Annotated in this window: 13 protein-coding genes; 5 read left to right on the forward strand and 8 right to left on the reverse strand. The window is 44.7% G+C overall.

The features are described 5' to 3' along the window. Window positions 1–61 precede the first annotated feature (61 nt). On the forward strand, window positions 62–841 hold the full coding sequence (locus tag JV36_RS0114115; RefSeq protein WP_052010362.1) for an ABC transporter ATP-binding protein: 780 nt from the start codon (window positions 62–64) through the stop codon (window positions 839–841). After that, window positions 835–2,262, forward strand: coding sequence for an ABC transporter permease (locus JV36_RS0114120; RefSeq protein WP_032097689.1), 1,428 nt, complete (start codon window positions 835–837; stop codon window positions 2,260–2,262). The genes JV36_RS0114115 and JV36_RS0114120 overlap by 7 nt, the downstream gene beginning before the upstream one ends. A gap of 14 nt (window positions 2,263–2,276) precedes the next feature. On the opposite strand, the gene JV36_RS0114125 is transcribed toward JV36_RS0114120, so the two are convergent. The 3 genes from JV36_RS0114125 to JV36_RS0114135 all read right to left on the reverse strand — a co-directional run bounded on the left by JV36_RS0114125 (window position 2,277) and on the right by JV36_RS0114135 (window position 6,673). Continuing rightward, window positions 2,277–3,860 (reverse strand): methyl-accepting chemotaxis protein, encoded by a 1,584-nt coding sequence (locus tag JV36_RS0114125; RefSeq protein WP_032097688.1) that lies wholly within the window; start codon window positions 3,858–3,860, stop codon window positions 2,277–2,279. A 148-nt stretch (window positions 3,861–4,008) separates the two neighbouring features. Next, entirely contained in the window at window positions 4,009–5,523 is a 1,515-nt protein-coding gene (locus JV36_RS0114130; protein WP_032097687.1) for a sensor histidine kinase, read from the reverse strand. A gap of 64 nt (window positions 5,524–5,587) precedes the next feature. Continuing rightward, entirely contained in the window at window positions 5,588–6,673 is a 1,086-nt protein-coding gene (locus JV36_RS0114135; RefSeq protein ID WP_032097686.1) for a methyl-accepting chemotaxis protein, read from the reverse strand. Between the two features lie 317 nt (window positions 6,674–6,990). Here JV36_RS0114135 and JV36_RS0114140 point away from each other — a divergent pair, with 317 nt between their 5' ends. Next, the gene (locus tag JV36_RS0114140; RefSeq protein ID WP_032097685.1) at window positions 6,991–7,743 is read left to right on the forward strand and encodes a sulfite exporter TauE/SafE family protein; all 753 of its coding nucleotides are present in this window, start codon (window positions 6,991–6,993) and stop codon (window positions 7,741–7,743) included. 32 nt (window positions 7,744–7,775) lie between these two features. Here JV36_RS0114140 and JV36_RS0114145 read toward each other — a convergent pair whose 3' ends face one another. Further along, on the reverse strand, window positions 7,776–8,738 hold the full coding sequence (locus JV36_RS0114145; protein WP_032097684.1) for a cation diffusion facilitator family transporter: 963 nt from the start codon (window positions 8,736–8,738) through the stop codon (window positions 7,776–7,778). 674 nt (window positions 8,739–9,412) lie between these two features. Here JV36_RS0114145 and JV36_RS0114150 point away from each other — a divergent pair. Both JV36_RS0114150 and JV36_RS0114155 read left to right on the forward strand, forming a co-directional pair. Beyond that, complete coding sequence (locus tag JV36_RS0114150) at window positions 9,413–12,094, forward strand: glycoside hydrolase family 16 protein (protein ID WP_032097683.1); 2,682 nt, start codon at window positions 9,413–9,415, stop codon at window positions 12,092–12,094. Window positions 12,095–12,156: 62 nt separating this feature from the next. Beyond that, window positions 12,157–15,102 carry a TonB-dependent receptor gene (locus JV36_RS0114155; protein ID WP_032097682.1) on the forward strand — a complete coding sequence of 982 codons (2,946 nt, stop codon included), beginning with the start codon at window positions 12,157–12,159 and terminating at the stop codon, window positions 15,100–15,102. 101 nt (window positions 15,103–15,203) lie between these two features. On the opposite strand, the gene JV36_RS0114160 is transcribed toward JV36_RS0114155, so the two are convergent. The 4 genes from JV36_RS0114160 to JV36_RS0114175 all read right to left on the reverse strand — a co-directional run bounded on the left by JV36_RS0114160 (window position 15,204) and on the right by JV36_RS0114175 (window position 19,297). Then, window positions 15,204–17,288: a TonB-dependent receptor gene (locus tag JV36_RS0114160; protein ID WP_032097681.1), complete on the reverse strand. Its 2,085-nt coding sequence runs from the start codon at window positions 17,286–17,288 to the stop codon at window positions 15,204–15,206. Window positions 17,289–17,600: 312 nt separating this feature from the next. Beyond that, window positions 17,601–18,275: a DUF799 domain-containing protein gene (locus JV36_RS0114165; RefSeq protein ID WP_032097680.1), complete on the reverse strand. Its 675-nt coding sequence runs from the start codon at window positions 18,273–18,275 to the stop codon at window positions 17,601–17,603. A gap of 3 nt (window positions 18,276–18,278) precedes the next feature. After that, complete coding sequence (locus tag JV36_RS0114170; protein ID WP_442853194.1) at window positions 18,279–18,629, reverse strand: DUF4810 domain-containing protein; 351 nt, start codon at window positions 18,627–18,629, stop codon at window positions 18,279–18,281. Then, window positions 18,626–19,297 (reverse strand): CsgG/HfaB family protein, encoded by a 672-nt coding sequence (locus tag JV36_RS0114175; RefSeq protein WP_052010379.1) that lies wholly within the window; start codon window positions 19,295–19,297, stop codon window positions 18,626–18,628. The genes JV36_RS0114170 and JV36_RS0114175 overlap by 4 nt, the downstream gene beginning before the upstream one ends. Between the last annotated feature and the right edge of the window lie 330 nt (window positions 19,298–19,627).

Consider the following 19,627-nt stretch of genomic DNA (forward strand, 5'->3'; position numbering starts at 1 on the left):
AGTCACTTCGTTATTCGATAATATAGAAGAATGAAGATTGAGATAGTAGTTAGGAGTTAGCGTGAAAGCAGGCGTTAGTGCAACAGAAAGCCCAAAGACAAACGGTTCTTATAACATTGCCATTGCTATAGATAACGTTAGCTTTTCCCATAACGCTGCTCATAGTGAAAGAGCCCGCCCTTTTATTGAAATAGATCAGTGGCATTTGTACCGTGGAGAGCATGTGTTTCTTTCCGGCCCATCGGGAAGCGGCAAAAGCACGTTTTTAAACTTGCTAAGCGGCACACTTACACCTGACAGCGGTACAATATCACTCTTGGAACAGCCTTTTTCTGCACTTTCTAATAAGCAGCGGGATCGATTTCGCGCTAACAATATTGGCGTTGTGTTTCAGCAGTTTAATCTCATTCCCTACCTGTCTGTTAAACAAAATATTAAGGCCGCGCTCTATTTTGCCGGTGCAAATATAAAGGACAAAGCCCTTGATGAGCGGATATTGACGCTACTTAACGACTTACAGCTATCAAACCAACTGTTAAATGCGAAAGCAGACACCCTAAGCGTGGGTCAACAGCAACGCGTTGCCATTGCCCGCGCACTCATCAATACGCCTGATATTTTAATTGTCGATGAGCCCACATCAGCCCTTGATGCCAAAGCAAGAGATAGCTTCATGGACGTGCTAAAAAAACTCGCCAAAAACAGTGCGTTGGTTTTTGTCAGTCACGACCCTTACTTAAAGAAGTATTTCTCAAGGCATATAAGTATGCACCAATTTACCCCGAATCATCAAAAAGTCACTGATGTGCCTACTGCCTCTAGGGACGTATCACCGTGTTAACCACAATCGCGATAGAAAGTTTAAAGCGCCGCAAGAACACTGCACTTCTTACGTTAGTGAGCATTGTGATTAGTGTGAGTTTACTGCTTAGTGTTGATATTATTCGTTCTCAGGTGAAAGACAGTTTCACGCGCACGGTGTCGGGCGTTGATGTGATTGTAGGAGCGCCAAGCGGCCAGCTTAATTTATTGCTGTCGTCTGTCTTTAACTTAACCACACCGTCGAAAGGGATTAGTTGGGACAGCGTAATTTCGCTCAACAGCGACCCCCGTGTATCTTGGCTAATTCCTTTATCGCTTGGCGATACACACAGCGGGTATCGCGTCATCGGTACTACTAACGCTTACTTTGAGCATTTCAAATATGGCGATAAACAACCTTTGGTGTTTGCTGAAGGGGGCCCATTCGCCCACGTGGGCTCAGCAGTTATTGGCGCTGACGTTGCAGAGTCTTTAGGTTACCGCGTTGACGATAGTATTGTTATATCTCATGGCTTAGGAAATGTGTCCTTTCGTCAGCACGACAGCTTTCCTTTTTCAGTGGCTGGCGTGTTAGAGAAAACAGGCACTCCTGTTGATAAAGCGGTGTATGTCACGCTTATTGGCCTTGAAAGAGCCCATGAACATGCTGGCCATTCCGGCATAGTTAAGCCATCCCAATCCATCCAGCGCCCGTCAAACTTACACGCTCAGGCACACGCACATACTGACGGTGAAACTGCTGTTCACGGTAACAGTGAGCATAAAGGAATCAGTCACGAAGAAGCTGGCCATGAAAAAGAGTCGTACGAGGGCGATAATCCCCCCCATTCCCACGAAGAGGAACCTGATCGCCAACGCATGGGTGAGATGAACGTTGAAAACAATAATGTTTCATCGGTGTCTGCGGTGATGCTGGGACTTAAAAATCGCGTAACCGCTCTGCAACTACAATATCAACTTAATCAGCGAAGCAATGAACCCGTGCTCGCCATACTGCCGGGCATGGCACTCGCTGAGTTATGGCAAATTATGGGGAATGTGGAGGCCCTGCTTTTGCTGTTGTCTTCACTTATTGTGGTGTCAGCCCTTATTGGCCTAGCCACCATGCTATTGGCGACCATGCGAGAGCGTTATCAAGAAATCGCGGTACTACGCACTATTGGCGCAAGTCCAGCCGCCCTTCTTATATTAGTACAGCTAGAGGCGCTGCTTATCGCGTTGGCTGGATGCGGTGTCAGTATGCTGCTGGTAACAGGCTTGCTCACTGTGCTCAAGCCATGGTTAAGCGCTGAGTTTGGCTTATTTTTAAGTGATACTCTTCTGTCTTCAAACAGCCTAGCAATAGTTATACTTGTATTATTAAGCACTTACATAGTGTCATTTTTTCCAGCCTATGCCGCGTATAAACGCGGCTTACACGCTGAATTAAACAGTCAATAACACGCAAGTTATTGTTACTCTCCCACACGCTTGTCGGTACTAAAGCGCAAAATAAGCTCGTGAACGCGATTAACCGTTTCACGTAAATCATCGCTTGCGGCCAGTGAGGCCTCTGAAGAACGCTGGGTTTCCTCAGCACCGTCTGCAACATCGACAAGCTGTTGATTAATGTGCTCAGCAACCGTGCTTTGCTCTTCAACTGCTGATGACATCTCCACCGTGGCGTCTGCAATACCGCTTACTGCGTTATTAATTTCAAACAAGGCACCGCGGGTTTCTTCTACTATCAAACTGCCTCTCTCTGCCGACGCTAAACCATCGGTAGATACCCGTACCGCACGGTCTGAACGCTCAGCCAGCTCAGTGATAATATTGTGAATTCTATCGGTAGAGTCTCGAGTTCTAGACGCAAGCGTTCTTACCTCATCGGCAACCACGGCGAAACCTCTACCTTGTTCACCCGCTCTCGCGGCTTCTATTGCCGCGTTAAGCGCTAATAGGTTTGTTTGTTCTGCGATGGCGGAAATAATATTGGCAGCCTCGCCAATATCGCTCGTTGACTGCGCTAGCTCAGTCACGGTTTCTGAAATTGATTCAACCGCTCCTCGTAATGACACAATAGCCTGCATGGCCTCTTCGGCTTTTTTATTGCCCGTGTCCACGTTCATGGCAGCAGTTCTAGCACTCTTCGCATTGCTTTCTACCCGCTCAGCAACCTCCTGAATAGCCTGACTCATTTGCGTTACCGCAGATGCTATTTGCTGAGTAGCCTGATTTTGCTGCACCACAGCTGCACTGGTGTTTTCAGCCTGTGTGTGAGTGGTTCGAGACACGGTTTCAAGCCCCGCGGATGCATCTTTTATTCGCGTAAGTGCAGTACGTGTTCTTGCAAGTTCACAGCCAAGAACCAGCTTTGCCTGTGCAATATGAGGAGGGTCTGCAAAATACGTCTGTGCCACAATGTCATTGCTGTAGCTCTCAGGGCTTAACGATAAGAACTCTGTCCACTCTCTGCGCGTTTTCGCAGCCTGTGCACTGATAAGCACTAACAATGCAATAAGTGAAATAGCGGCGGCTATTGTATTAGATGTAAACCACACCGCTGCGACCCCGACAAAGCCAATGAATAGCGACGGCCAAACATGACCGAGGCGGTGTGCTATTTGATGAGACACTGATGTGGCAGATTTGCCCGCACGAATTCGCTCGTACATGTCAGTAGCACGCTGAACCTCTTCTGCAAGTGCAGGCACTCTCACTGACTCGTAACCCACAATAGTCGATTTATCATAAACTGGAGTGACAAATGCCGACACCCAATAATGATCACCGTCTTTGCGTCTATTTTTGACTAATCCGAGCCAGCATTGACCAGACTCAAGGGTTGCCCACATTTCTTTGAACACCGAGGGTGGCATATCCGGGTGGCGAATTAAGTTGTGGTTTTTACCAATTAACTCATCTCGCTTAAATCCACTCGCTTCAACAAATTCGTCATTACAATGCTGAATAACACCTCGCCTGTCGGTTGACGAAATTAGTCTGAAGTGAGGAGGAAACTTATACTCTTTTTGAGTAACTGGCTGATTATTTCTCATTAAACACGGGCTCCATTAGAACTCATCATTGCTGCTGGTGCAGCACTGCTTCCTAATACTTAAGACTAGAACAATATTAGTTAACGTCTAGTTTTAATGAAACTTTAGTATCGCGTTATGTGTTTAAGTAGGAATTCGGTGAAAAAAACTAACTTTCGTCAGCAAGAGGAAGAGAAACAACAACGCGGGTACCCACACCCTCAGTACTGTAAATATCTACCGTTCCGTCGTGCTCTTCCACAATCGTGAGTGAAATTGACATACCAAGCCCGGTTCCATCGCCAGGCGGCTTAGTGGTGTAGAAAGGCGTAAAGACTTTATTGAGCACTTCGGGGGGCATTCCCTCCCCCTCATCTTCTACAATGAGGCGCACTATAGGTTCGTCCACCTCAACACTCAGCGTAATGCTTTTACCTTCTGCGGTGGCGTAAATGGCATTCGTTAGAAAGTTGACCAACACCTGCTGAATTTGCCCCGCATTACCTTTGAAGGTTGCATCGTGTTCAGGCGCTTTGAAATGTACTGTGTTTTTGTATCGATGCAGATTATTCGTCAACTTAATTGCGGTTTGCATGGCTTCTGTAGCGCTGATATCCGCCGGCTTTCCAGAACTGGGATATGAGAAGCTTCGCAACGCTTTAACTATATCGATGATTCGCTCAATGCCCTCAGAAGACTCCTCAAACATTTCGGCAATGTCTTTTGCGCTATCTTCAAGAGAAAAGTCTTTTTCTAATTTTTGGAAGGTTTCCGCTATGTGACCACCCGCATCTCGACATAAATCACCAATTTGATCTAATGCGCTTTGGTAATCACTGAATATTTCCTTCGCTACCGCCGTGTTACTTCTTACATAACCTATAGGGTTATTTATTTCGTGAGCAATACCTGCGGCAAGCTGGCCTAACATGGCCATTTTATCAGCGCTAACCAACCGCTCCTCTAAATGCTTTCTATCTTGTTCCATCGAGGAGATGGCAGCTTCTTGATGACTCAACTTGTGAGATTTGTCTTTATCGCGAAGACCAAAGTTTAAGTAATGTTTGGTGGTGTCGAGGATATAGAGCGTTTCTTCCTCTAGGATATCATCGGCAGTGAGAAGGGCTAACCACGCGTATTCGTTATCTGAAAGTTGGTGCATAAGATGGATAACACGGGCTTCACGCCCTACATCTTGGCGCTCCACCGCATTAACGCACCAATGTGAGTAACTCTCTGTGAGCGTTAACGGTAACTCATCCACAATAAGGGTGGAGAGCTGTGGTGCTTCTACCCAGCCATTATCTGAAGTTAGCACTTTGTCATCATCACCCACGACCATGTGGCCGTTTTTAATGATAACTGCTTTACCACAGCTTGCCTGACAAAACTCCACGGCAGACTCTAATGCAGAAAAGATAAAAGAGGCCACGGTGCTGTTAGCGCCAAGTTGAGAAGCCGAGCGACTTAAATAAAGTAACTCTCGCTCTCTTTGTTTGGAGGCCTGAAGGGATTTTCTGAGGGCTTGATTTGCTAAGTAAGCATCTTGAGAGTAGGTTTCCAAAAATGCTTCAGCACTTTGCCGCGCTAGCTTTTGGCGTTTGAGCTGTCGCTCCAATGAGTTAACACGTGCTTCAAGCTCGCTTATCTTTTGACTTGCAATGCTCTGGTTCTCATCACTCACGGTCAGCTACCTTAAAATCTAAATGGGTGGCTTCTCGTGCGCACCCACATAGTCATTATTACCGCTAATAACCGGCTAGCGTGTCGAGAAGTTGCATGACTCGCCCACTTGCTTGCTCCATTTCCATAAGCTTAGCATCAGATTTAGCTTGATCACCCGCCAATTTTGCTTCTATCGCTGCTTTACCACTTTGGTGAACGGCTGCATGGGGAGTGTCGAGCTCTCTAAACGCTGCAGTCTTGCCTATGGTACTGCTAGCACTTTCTCTGTACCACTGACCTAGGCGACAGCTTGAATGATCTGACAATTCCGAGATAGATTTGTCGCTGTAGCCACAAAGCACAGCATACACATCAGCTTTCCACACCACGTGGTCTAGCTTAACAGTTTGAATAAACGTACTAAAAGAACCTTTGGTAATTGTCGACTTCATGCTGGTACAGTGAGCCACCATGCCCTCGTAGCTGCCGTTGAGTTCATTGATGCCAGCTTCTAAGTTTTCATTATTACCGCGCAACTCGTTAACGCCAGATACCGCTTTAGCGGTGCTTTGAATAATACCATTAACCAATTCAGATACTTCGGTAGCCGACTTATTCGTTTCAGTGGCAAGGGCTCTTACTTCATCAGCAACAACACTAAATCCTCTACCGGCATCGCCCGCTCGCGCTGCTTCAATAGCGGCGTTAAGAGCAAGTAAGTTTGTTTGATCTGAGATACTGGTGATAGTAGTGACAAATTTATTAATATTGTCAGCGGTAGTAGAAAGCCCGGAGATACGCTCGCTCATACTGCCCATCTGCACATTCAAGCCGCTCATATCATTGACAATATTGCTTAGCGTCGATGCTGAGTGTGTAAATAGGCTATCAATGTCTGCAATAGACTGATTTTCTGAATCAATATTGTGAAACGCAGCAAGCACTGATTCTCGAATGCCATCAATTTGCTGAAGCGCATCGATAATGCATTTAAGCAAAACAGAATCATTCATTTGTGCAGAGGCTGCATGTAAATGTTCAACTTCGTTTGCCAGCGATGTATTTTCAGCTTCTAATACTGCGACTCTATCTAAGGTTTCTTGCAGACGCGTTTCTAATTGCTTAGCCAACGCCTCTTTTTCATCATACTTACCGCGTGAAACAAACATATGTTTTTCCGAAAATTATTGTTATTCGTTTTATTCAGAGTAACAGAAAATACGTAGATGTGACTATTAATCTGAAGTCGAATACGAGTGTAAAACCGTGTTTAAAATTATCGACCGTTTTACCTACCCCATTAATAAAATATGCGTGAGCGAGAGGGATTAACGCATTTGCAGCCCTTTTCGGCGAATGGCATACATAAACTTATAAGTTACCCCTTTCGTTCACAGAAACGCGTTAACATAGTCAGTAAGGTTAGCATCGCTATCAACGCCACTATCTTTATATCGACAACTACATTTACTGGTGAGCTTTTCACATGGTTATTGAGACACTTCTTTTAACGTTTGCGCTTCTTGGCGTAGCCACATTGTTGCAAACACTAAGTGGCTTTGGCTTTGGTTTAATCGTTGTCTCAAGCTTCACACTACTAGATATTATGCCGCTAACTGCAACAACGTTTTTAGTGAGCTTTTTGAGTTTATTTAACTCTGTTAGCTTGGTTTTTAAAAACACTCATCATGTGAACAAACGCGCCTTCAACATACTGCTTGTCACTGCAATTCCATTTATGGCTGCGGGATACGTATTGCTGGAATATCTTTCTCAGTCTATGTCCCACTGGCTCAATATTATGTTAGGGAGTGTGATTTTACTGTGTTGTGGGCTGCTCGTTATTAAACGCAGCGCTGCCGAGCGCTCTGAACCCTCAATAAGTTTTGGTGTTGCGGGGGCAATGAGCGGTCTACTAGGCGGGCTTTTTTCTACGTTTGGCCCCCCTGTGGTATTTCAATGCTACAGACAGCAGTGGTCGATAACAGAGATACGCATTACCTTGCTCGCTTTTTTCTGCTTAACGTCGCTAATGCGCTTAATTGTGGTGCCCTTTGGTACGCTGCCCTCCTACGACATTGTCCTTTCAACTCTTTTTGCCATTCCCATCGTTTTACTCTTTACCCGTATTGGCCGTTTACTGGCAGCAAAAGTCTCTGCAAAACACATAAAATTACTGGCCTTACTTATGCTCACCCTAAGCGGCAGCTTGCTTATCATTCAAAATATTACGCTGTAAAACGATATTCGTTTTTCTCATCGATGTAGCCATTAATTCTCAATTTCCACGTGAGCATTGTCATGGGAATGCCTGTGGAGGTGGTCTTTCTCATCTCGGCATGGTTCACCAGGCAATTCAAACTCTATGGTGGTGTGGGCTAAATGAAAAGGCTCTAGACTTTTTGCCACTTCATATTTCAACTTGAGTAGAGTCTGCGTATCAACGCTACATTCAATTACCAAATGTGCGGTTAATACATGCTGATCGCCATCAAGAGACCAAAAGTGCAGATGGTGAATTTCTTCAACATGAGAAATCGCTAACAGCGTGTTACGAATTTCTAAGCGACTCTCATAATCGGGCACACCCTGTAAGAACAGCTTCATTGTTTTTATTACATATCGGACAACGTTGATAGAGATAAACAGAGTGAAAACAATTGAAAGGATAGGATCTAAAATGGGCCAATGCACAAACTGCAGTAAAATAGCCACACAAAGCACCGCCCCCCAACCCAGTACATCTTCAATCAAATGCCAGTTGAGCACTTTTTCGTTCATGGAGTGGCCGCCACTGAGTTTGTAGGCGGCGAACCCGTTTACTGCAATGCCTAATATTGCCAATGCTATCATGCCCTCAGTAACAGGCATTTCAGGTTCGAATAACCTGGGAATTGCTTCAAACAGAATCCATACAGAACCGACGATTAAAATTAGTCCATTGATCATAGCCCCCAGCAGACTCAGCCTTTTGAATCCGTAGGAGTACTTTTCGGTGGCGGCTTTATGACCTAATTTACTTAAGTACCACGCTAGCCCGATAGATAAAGAATCACCTAAATCGTGCACAGCGTCAGCCATTATTGCGACACTGTTTGTTAGCCACCCTCCTATAAATTCTATTATGGTAAAGATGAAATTTAACCAAAATGCCCACCCAATTCGTTGGCTATCTTCGCTTGCATGGCCCTTGTGGTAATGGCCTGAGTGTGAATGTCCATGATGATGGTGCATAGAGAATCTTTCCATTTACGGTTAGGCTAATAAAGGTGTTTTCACAGCGGGGTTATAAAATAAAACATAGCTTAAACATCAACTGGCTGTTTTAACTATAGGCTCTGCTTACGCCTTATATAAAACACCATTGTCGATTAATTTCATGAACCAATGTATCAAAGACACATTTTCACGACCTATCTTTGACAAAGACTGCAAATTAACTCACCCAAAAACGTGTTATTAACACTTTAGTCTATTCGTGATGGTGATAATAAACATAATTTTCACAAAACTGGGATAACACAATCACTTAACCTGCGCTCTTCACTCGTTTTCAGGTTATGTGCTTTTTCAAAGAATTATTTAAAACCCATTTTTATACATTAAATTCATAAACATAGAGTAAAAAATCCTGTAATACTGATCGTTAAAGACGCTATCCAAACAGCGATGGCATTTTCAATAAATGTTATCGATATGGTAATTCGTGAACGGTTTTAATGTTAAAAAGTTGAAAAGATGATTGATCTTTTCGTTGCGCTCCCTTAATGTTAGGAAAATGTAAGCGCTTCCAAAATCTTTACGCTTAATTTTGTAAGCGCTTTCAAAAACACAAAAGCCATCGCGGCTGTCGTTAATACACACTCAACGACACACTTAACAACACATTTATAGCAAGGCTGAAAGCAATGACTAAACATGCATCTAAAATTACGCGGGTAGCTGCCGCGTTGTCAGTCACAACCCTATTTGGCTGTGGGGGCGGTGCCACCACATCTACTGATATAGACGCGGTAGACGCCTCTGCACCAGTGTCAGATTGGCAGCTTGTATGGAGCGACGAATTTGACGGTTCAAGCATTGATGAGAACAAATGGACTCACGAAGTAGATTGCGCCGGCGGTGGCAACAATGAAGCTCAGTGCTACACAGAAAGTGAAAGCAACTCTTTTGTTGAGGACGGCACGTTAAACATAGTCGCGCTTCCAGCAGAAGAAGGTGCACCAAAGCCCTATACTTCTGCGCGACTGAATACACGTTATAAAGGTGATTTCAAATACGGTCGCATCGAAATGCGAGCAAAAATGCCGGAAGGACAAGGTTCTTGGCCAGCATTTTGGATGATGCCAACAGATGAAGTATACGGTGGATGGCCTCGCTCTGGTGAAATCGACATCATGGAAGCGGTTAACCTAAAAGCAGCAGACATTGACGGCAATCCTGAAAATCATATCTACGGCACACTTCACTACGGTCAAGAGTGGCCTAACAACGACAGTTCGGGCCAAGCTTATTCACTACCTAGTGGCGCTAACCCTGCCGACGATTTCCATACCTATGCTATTGAATGGCAAGAAGGCGAAATTCGTTGGTATATGGATGGCTACCTGTATGCCACTCAGCGTCGCTCTGAAGTACGTGAAAACAGTAAAGGCGAAGCAACTGGCCTTTCACACCGTGGCTGGTATGCAGAATACTTCGAACAAGGCACAGGCGAGTTAACAACACATTGGGACAATGCACCATTCGACCAAGAGTTTTACCTTATTTTGAACCTTGCTGTTGGTGGAGCATGGCCTGAGTCTGTCAATGAAACCGGTATCGATGCCGACGCATTTGCAGAAGGTCAAAGCCTTGAAGTTGACTACGTTCGCGTGTACGAGTGTGGTTCAGACCCAATGACAGGTAAAGGCTGCGAAACCGTTCGCCCAGGTTACGACTCACTTGAAGATGCATTAGTTGAAGGTGCAGCACCCATTCCATCACCACCTTCTACTGGCATAGCTCAAAACCTTACCATTTTTGACGGTACACCTAATCCAAACTGGCCGGCATGGGATTGCTGTGGTGGTTCTACACCCGCACTCGTTGAAGATGCAGATGAAGGTCAGGTATTTGAATTTAGTATTGGCGATGCGCCAACGGTAATGGGTTTCATTAGCCGCTCAGCGTTCATTACCGACCCTGACGGTCAAGCTTCACCGTTTGACGCGTCACCAATGGAAGAAACAGGCAGCATTAAGTTCGACCTTAAAGCGGTTGCCTTACCAAACAATGCAGCAACGTCTTGGTTGTTTAAAGTTGAGAGCTCTGAAGGCTCGACTTTCGCTGAACTTCCTTTGATGGATGGCTATGTTGGACCTGCTGACGTTGCAGGCGACACACCTGAACAAGGCGTATGGGAGTCGTACGAATTCCCACTGAGTGTATTAGCCGAGGCAGGCCTAGACACCAGTGCCATCGACGTAATCATGGTATTCCCACTATGGGATACGGGCAGCGGTGCGGTATATCGCATGGCCAATGTTGAAATCTCACAAGAAGGCGGTGCGTCATATCCTGAGCTCACTATCTTCGAAGATGGACAAAATCCAAATTGGCCAATGTGGGATTGCTGTGGCGGTTCAACACCAACTGAAGAAATGGATGATGAAGAGCACGGTCTTACTGCTGAATTCCGTATAGGTGCAGAGCCAACAGTCATGGGCTTTACCACTCGTTCAATTGATGGCGGTGGTGCAACACCATTTGACGCCACTGCACTTACTGATGGTGGTTTACTGCAGTTCGAAATGAGAGTTGTAAGCGCACCAACTAACCCAGACTCTACTTGGGTATTCAAAGTTGAATCCAATGATGCTGCCACTGCCGTTGAGCTTCCACTTGCCGACAGTGTGGAAGGTCAAGCCCCGGTTGAAGGTGAGTGGCAAACTTATACGTTCTCTATTGCCGAACTTCAATCTCGCGGTTTAGATGTAAGCGGTATTGACGTCATCATGATATTCCCAGCGTGGAGTACAGGTGAAGGCGCGGTATACCGTGTTGATAATGCGAAGTTCTTCCACCCTGACAGCGGCAACGAAACGCCAGCTGGAGGCTTGAACATTTTTGCTGACACCGCAGCTGAACAATGGTCTATCTGGGATTGCTGTGGTGGTTCAACACCAACAGAAGAAGTAGACGACGCTGAGCACGGTACAGTGGCTGAATTCAGAATTGGTGAAACAGCAACGGTAATGGGTTTCCTTGCTGATGAAGAGGTGTCTTACGACGCATCGGCACTGCTTTCAACTGGCGTAGTTCGCTTTGAAATGAAAGTAAGCGCAATGCCTATTGATACATCAGGTCAGTGGTTATTTAAAATTGAGTCTATCGGCGCGTCTTCTGCGGTAGAGCTGCCAATGTCATCAAGCCTTGAAGGTGTAGAGCCTGTTGAAGGCGAGTGGCAGACATACACATTCCCGCTGCAAACACTTTACGATGCAGGCTTAGATATCAGTGCAATCAACGTTCTTATGATGTTCCCTACTTGGGATACAGGTAATGGCGCTGTATACCGCATTGATAATGTAGAAATAGCAGCTCAGTAATAAAGCAATTTGCCGCCAGTAGCCTGGCGGCACATCAAATTGATAAGAATTAGTAGGCAATTATGAAAAACACAACTTTTAAAAAGACCCAGCTTGCCACATCAATGGCTTTGTTGTTGGGCTCTACTTTAGCTATGCCTAGCTACGCACAAGAAACAGAAGCAGCGACGCCTGAAGAAGGCGAAGTAGAAGTTATTCAAGTAAGCGGTATTCGCGGTTCCATGATCCGCTCTATGGATTTGAAGCGCAGTTCTAGCGGTGTTGTTGATGCAATATCAGCAGAAGAACTCGGTAAGTTTCCCGATACTAACTTAGCCGAAGCCCTCCAGCGCATAACGGGTGTAACCATTAGCCGTAATAACGGTGAAGGTAACGAAATTACAGTACGTGGTTTTGGCCCAGAATTTAACTTAGTTACCCTTAATGGCCGTCAAATGCCGGGAACAGGTTTCACCCGTTCATTCAACTTGTCTAACCTATCTTCTGAAGGTGTAAACACGCTAGAGCTACAAAAAACCGCTCGCGCTGAGAACCCAAGTGGTGGTTTAGGTGCTACGGTAAACATCATTACGATGAAGCCGCTTGCCCAGTCCGGACAACAAGCTTCATTTTCAGTGAAAGGCATTTACGATACCTCAAACGAAGAAGGTGACGATGTAACGCCAGAAATCGCAGGTGTTTACAGCAACACGTTTGCCGACGATATGTTCGGTTTTGGTGTGTCTTTTTCTCACCAAGAGCGCGATTTTCAACAGCAAGCCGCCAATATTCAAGGTTGGCAGCTGCAAGAAAATGATGCGTTACCTGAATTAGACGCAGAAAACGTGGTTGATAACCGCTCTAACATCACCAATGCAGCCTTCTTTCCAAAAGATATGAACTACAGCATTAGCGATGTACAGCGCGAACGTCAAAACGCACAAGTTACGTTCCAGTTTCGTCCCATTGATGATTTCACAGCAACAGTAGACTATACCGCTTCTCGCGCTACCACAGGCACTAATACTGTAGGTTGGGGTATTTGGAATAACTTTGGTGCTAACATTAATGAATATGAGCTCGATGCCAACGGCACGGCTGTTTATGCTGATATTAGCGGCGATGACGGCTCATTCACTGCAAGCAGAAATACCACCCGTGTAGACGCTCGCTCAATCGGTATTAATCTAGATTGGACCGTTAGCGACGATTGGCACTTTGCCGTGGATTACCACGATTCATACAACGAAATTGACAATGGATATGACGAAGGGCTAGGTAGTTCCGGTCAAATCATTCTTGGTTCAAACCAGCTTCGCTCTAAGGTTTATGATTACCGCGAAGGTGACATTCCTCAAGTATTTGTAAACTGGAATAACGGCACTAACGAAATTGCCCCGGGCGAAATTGACTCTAACTTTAGTCAGTTCATTTACTCACCTGGTCGTTCTGACATTGAGCAATTCCAGCTGGATGGCACCTGGTATAACTCTGCATTCGATATTCCATTAATGAAGGTTGATTTTGGTGTTGCGCGCACAGAGCAAGCGCTTAGCGGCTTTACCGCGTGGAGCGGTCTGCGTGGCGGCCCGGGCTTCAACCCATCGTTTACGCAAATATTCCCAGACAGCATGTTCGTACGCAACGACACCAGCGGTTTCTTAGACGCCTTTAGTAGCGGCGGTGCTAACATGAACCCTGGCTATTACTACACCTATGATTTTGACGAAGCTATTGCTCGACAATTAGCGTTTATCACATCAGATGTCGTGGGCGAAGCAAACGCCTACTCTACAGACCCTTATTACATGGGTGCGCCTGCTGTGAGTAACGTTGAAGAAATTACTAACTCTATTTATGTTCAGACCGAGTGGGACTTTGAAGTTGGCGACTACTACGTACAGATAAATGCAGGTGTGCGTTATGAGGAAACTGAAGTACCAAGCTCTGCGGAAGTTCGCGTTCCAGAACAAGTTAACTGGGTAGCCGCTTCAGAGTGGATCACGCAATTTGAAGACGGACTGCAAGTACAGGACTTCACAGGCGAATACGACGTATTGCTCCCTATGTTTGACGTGAAAGTTGATGTGACCGATGACGTAGTAGCCCGCTTCTCTTGGGGTAAATCAATTACCCGCGCGCCTATCGGCCTATTGCAAGGCGGCCTAGCGTTTAGCGGCAGCCCTAAAATTGGATCGCGTACGGCCTCAGCAGGTAACACCAGCTTATTGCCATTTGAATCATCAAACTTAGACTTATCGTTTGAATGGTACTACGACGAAGCTAGCTATGCGTCAATTGGTCTATTCAGAAAGTCAGTAGAAAACTACATTACTACGACCGGTCAAGACCGTCAGTTTGAAGGGCTTAACGATATTTACTTAGGCCCACGTTGGAACGAAGCGGTAAGTGCACTTGAAGCGGCCGGCACGCAGGCTACTGACAGCGCTATTTATGGTTACTTTGTAGATAATGGATTTGCTGATGAAAATGGCGTAGTGACGCCTAATGCAGATGACCCATTAATTACATGGCGTACCACCCAGCCTGGTAACTCCAGTGATGCGAAAACCGTAGAAGGTATTGAGCTTGCGGTTCAACATACCTTTGGCGAAACCGGCTTTGGCTTTGGCGCAAACGCCACATTAGTGGACGGCGACGTTGAATACGACCCATATAACCTTGAAGAGCAAGACCCGTTAGTCGGTATCAGTGACTCTGCCAACTTCCAAGTGTTCTACGAGAAAAATGGTTTGTCTGTGAAAGTCACTTACGCATGGCGTTCAGACTACGTAGTGGGAATTGGTCAAGCTCAGGGCTCATCAGATAACCCAGCCACTCAGTTTGATACCTACGCACAGGTTGATGCAAGCATTAACTACGACGTTGATGAACACCTAACGGTATTCCTTGAAGGGATAAACATTAACGATGAAACCGAACGTGGATACGGTCGTTTTGAAGAGCAGTTCTTGTTTGCTCGCCAATATGGCCCTCGTTACACGCTAGGTGCTCGCTATACGTTCTAAGTGTGTTTAACACGGGGCACGTCTTTTAAGATGCGCCCCATTAAAAAAGGCCGCTTCATTTACATGAAGCGGCCTTTTTTGTAAGCGTTATTCGGTAGTTATTAGAACGAACCGATAACAGACAGTCTTGCATTAATTGGCGCACCAACGGTTGCTTGATGTCTAGAGTGCGCGTTCGGGAAGTACAATGTGTCAGTTAAGTTTTCCACATTAAGCTGTAAACGCATGCCGTTATTTAGCTCGTAGTATGCTGACGCATCGACACGCGTATAGCTTGGTAATACTGGCGAGTCGGTAGCAGTCACCACAAAACTCTCATCTTGATAGGTTGCGCCAACGCCAAAGCCTAACACGTCACTTACTTGGTACGTTGTCCATACCGACATGGTGTTTTCTGGAAGCTCACGAAGCTCAACGCCACTGGCATTTTCACCGTCTAAGTTGCTGTAGTTGGCAGTAACAAACCACTTATCTGTAATGTAACCTTGCAGCTGAAGCTCAAAACCTGACACGTCAGAATCAACTTCTATGAAGCCTTCAGGGTCGGTAGGGTCGTTATCTAATGAAGTTTGCTCATTCTCAAATATCGCTGCTGTAAAGCTCATGCTGTCAGCGAAATCCCACTTCACACCAATTTCTTGATTGGTGAACGTATCAGGGTCTAGGCTATCTGCATCGCCGTTAATATTGGCATATTGCTCACCACTACGTGGTAGAAACGACTCACTGTAGCTGGCATAAATTGAGATATTTTCTTGCGGCTTGTACACCAAACCTGCACGAGGAGAGACTTCTTCATCAGTACGGTTGCGCGTGTCTAATACGTCAGGACGAGCGTCAAATACTTTAATGTCGAAGCTGTCGAAACGCGCTCCTAATACAAGATCGAAGTTTTCAGATAGGGCAATTTCGTCTTGTACGTAAAAAGAGTATACGTCTAAATCTACACGAGTATCGTCGTTAAGCGCTGAAAATGCAGTTGTAACTGTGGTGCCAGCGGCGTTAGTCCCCGTTAGACCTCTGAAGTCTAATGGACGATTTACCAAGAAAGCTTCTTGGTCGTCGCCATTAGAATCGAAGACTGGGTTTAAACGATTTTGGTCCGATTCGGTGTTAATAAATTCACCACCGAAAATCACCGTGTGCTCAATGCTACCTGTTGCAAACTCACCGACTAAGTTTGCCGATAGAATAAGATTTTCACGCTCAGTTTCATCAATATAGCCATCGAGTGTAACTACATTCGTTTCTGGCGCAAAATCAGCGGCGTAAAAGTTGGCATACACTTTATCGTAGTTACCATAAAAAGCGTTAAAGTTACCTTTTAGGTTGTCAGAAAAGTTGTGTTGTATATTGGCACGAAACACATCGGCATCTAGCGTTTGATAGTTATTTTCAGGGTCGCCAAATACAATGTTTTCAAACGCTTCTACCGGCTCGCCGTTTGCACCTGTAGGAATACCACGGTCGATAAAACGTTCGTGATCGATATATTCATAAGATAAATCTAAAATAGTGTCATCGCTTAACTGAAAGCGCGCTGTAGGGTTAAAACCATAACGATCGCCATCGAAAAAGTCGCGATGGTTATCTAAACTTTCATACATGGCATTAATTCTTACTGCAGAATCTTCACCCGTGTCGATGTTAGTATCAAGCTGTAAGTTATAAGCACCAAAAGTATTCGCAGATACGTTGTAGTTTACAAACTGCTGATCGATAGTCGCTTTCTTAGAGACGCGATTTAAAATACCGCCCGTACCGCCACGACCAAATAATAAGGCATTCGGGCCGCGTAAAATTTCTACTTGCTCAACATTATACAGCGCACGGTAATACTGAACATCATCACGGTTTCCGTCTATATAAAAGTCCGCGGTTGAACGAACACCACGAAACACAACAGAATCACGATGTCCTTCGCCCTGAGAGGTATTTACCCCAGGGGTGTAATCGATAATTTGGCCCACGCTTGTAATACCACGGGCAGTAATTTCTTCTGCCGTCATAATAGATAAGCTTTGGGGGACATCAAGAATAGGTGTTGGACTTTTTATAGAGTTAGACTGGTTTACCGAGAGGTACTTCCCTTCAACGGTAAGTCTTTCAATATCTTCCATTGCCACCCCTAGGGCAGCAGGACTTAACATTACGGCTGTAGCAATAGTCGTAAGTTTAAATTTCACTATAATTCTCCACGTGTTCTACAAGTTTTATGTGTGTTTCTGGCATGCAATAAGGGGTTATCCCCTTTTTGACTTACACAATTAACATTGCGCGTTGAATGCGTCTTTTAATGTTAATAGGAATAGTTACCATTTATGTTGCTGATGATAATGGAAACGAGTCGCATTTGCGAGTGATGCAGTCATATTTTTAATAATGCTTAATGGAAAAGACGTAGCTGATGTGATGGTTTGTGAAAAACTGAGGGTAAGAAACAAGAATCGCCACTACGGATTGAATACCGAGCGGCGATGTTTCTATTTTAGCGAACGTTATTTCGCTTTTTCACTTGGTACTGGTTGTCCATACTTAGGTGAGCGAGGGCCATAAAGCAGTCCATTATAGCTCGTTGCAGATAGTAGTCGTGTAGAGGTCATGGCAGCAATATCAAAGCCTCGGTCCGTTACTGTTTCAAATATTTGACTAACGGCTGCTTGTACAAGCATACCTACCAGTCCACCGCTATTAGCATTTTGCTGTTCAGCACTCGACGCAGTTGCCTTTCCAGTCCACAGCATCTGGTTTGTTCTAAGATCAACAAGAGAGGCTGATACGGTTACTCTAGTTTCACTAGAAATCACAACATAGCTGGTTCCATAGTCTTCAATGGATACATACAGCGCAGTGTCGGCGCCAAAAATTTCATTGAGTTTTGACGTATCAACCGCGTGTATATCGGTGGCCTCGGTTAGACCATTGTTGATAAAGGTTTGATTAACTAGCGCCACTGGAAATACATAAAAGCCAGACTCAGAGATAGGCGTAGCTAATCGTGTCATAACGCTAAAAGGCGCTATAACCTCAGGCGTGTTGTTGACTGGTGGCAAAATCAAAACAGACTCTGGATTAGCAGCTTTAAACGCAGTGTAATCATGAGCTGGGGGCATGTTAACGCACGCGGTTAGCGACGTAATAAGAGCAATCGCTATGAGTAAACGCAAAGTCATATTTTATGCTCCTTGTGCAGAGTTTAAAAGAAACTCTATATAGTGTGATGATTCAGGAAAAAGCTGTTTTTCTTGCTCAAAATGAGAAGCTCCAAGCTGGGGATTACCCGTTTCAAAATAAAGCATGCCTAAATGGGCGTGAACGCCAGGAGCTATATTTCGCCCTTTTGCAGCCGCTAATTCAATGGTCTTTTCAAGTGCTGATATTTGCTCTTCTAACGTTGTGTCTTCAGCCTTTAAGTAGCTGTACACAGCAGTAGTATAGTCTCCGTAGTAATACAAAGGCTCTGTGGTTTTACATCCAGTTACCGTTAAAATAAACGCAAAAGATATTAATAGTTTTTTTATTTTCACAGTGTCCATGCGCCCGACTCAATACCATTTACAAGATTGTTGACTGATTCTCTAATTGCCAAGTCTAGTACCTTTCCGTTGAGTGTTGCGTCATAGCTTGCGGTACTGCCGAATCCAATCACTTCTCTTTCCGATAAGCTATACTCGCCAGCTCCAGCTACCGAATACACAACCTCAGACGTAGTTACATTAACAACGTTTAGCGTGACTTTGGCATAGGCAATTTGTGACTTTCCTTTTCCTAAAAGTCCGAATAGCTGCTTATCACCAATCGCCTTTCTTCCAAATTCAGTCACATCACCAGTGATAACAAACTTTGCACCGGCAATATTCTGCTGCGTGCCTGTACGACCTGCTTCTTCAGCAAGTAATGCTATGTTATCTCTGTCTAAAACGCTGAACCGATTTGTCTGTTGAAGATGGCTCATTAGTGTAGTTTTTGCTTGATTACCAAGTCTATCTAGGCCGTTAGAAAATATTCCGTTTTGGAAGTTAGAGCGATTGACAAACTGACCGACAACGAGCTTACTTTTTTCACCGTTATACTGAGTGTTAAAGCTATTTACCTTCGGAGTTTCAACAACTTTAGATGATGTAGTGGCACACCCTGACGCGATTCCTACAATGGCAATGAGAGCGACTGTTGGAATGAATTTTTGATTTTTAATTAATGTCACATGAATCCCTTTTTTTGTGAACTAGCAACGTTGGCTAGAAATCGAGTTTATAACAATACTTAACCTTCGTGAAGGTACGACAATTGAATTCAACAAAGTGACACCATTAAATCAAGTAAGGCTTACAGGCAGGTGTTAGATAATTTGAGAAAAGACTAAGAAAATGAGTTATTAATGAAGTCGTCGAAGTGCGCTAGCACTGCGAAAAAACAAATAAAAAAGCGACTTACATTAGTAAATCGCTTTTTTGAGTTAATAAATATAAAGGTATAATTAACGTACCCTTTAAACTACAAATAGAACCATAACTAAAATGGAATG

Source organism: Alteromonas sp. LOR (genome assembly GCF_000753865.1).
GTDB lineage: Bacteria > Pseudomonadota > Gammaproteobacteria > Enterobacterales > Alteromonadaceae > Alteromonas.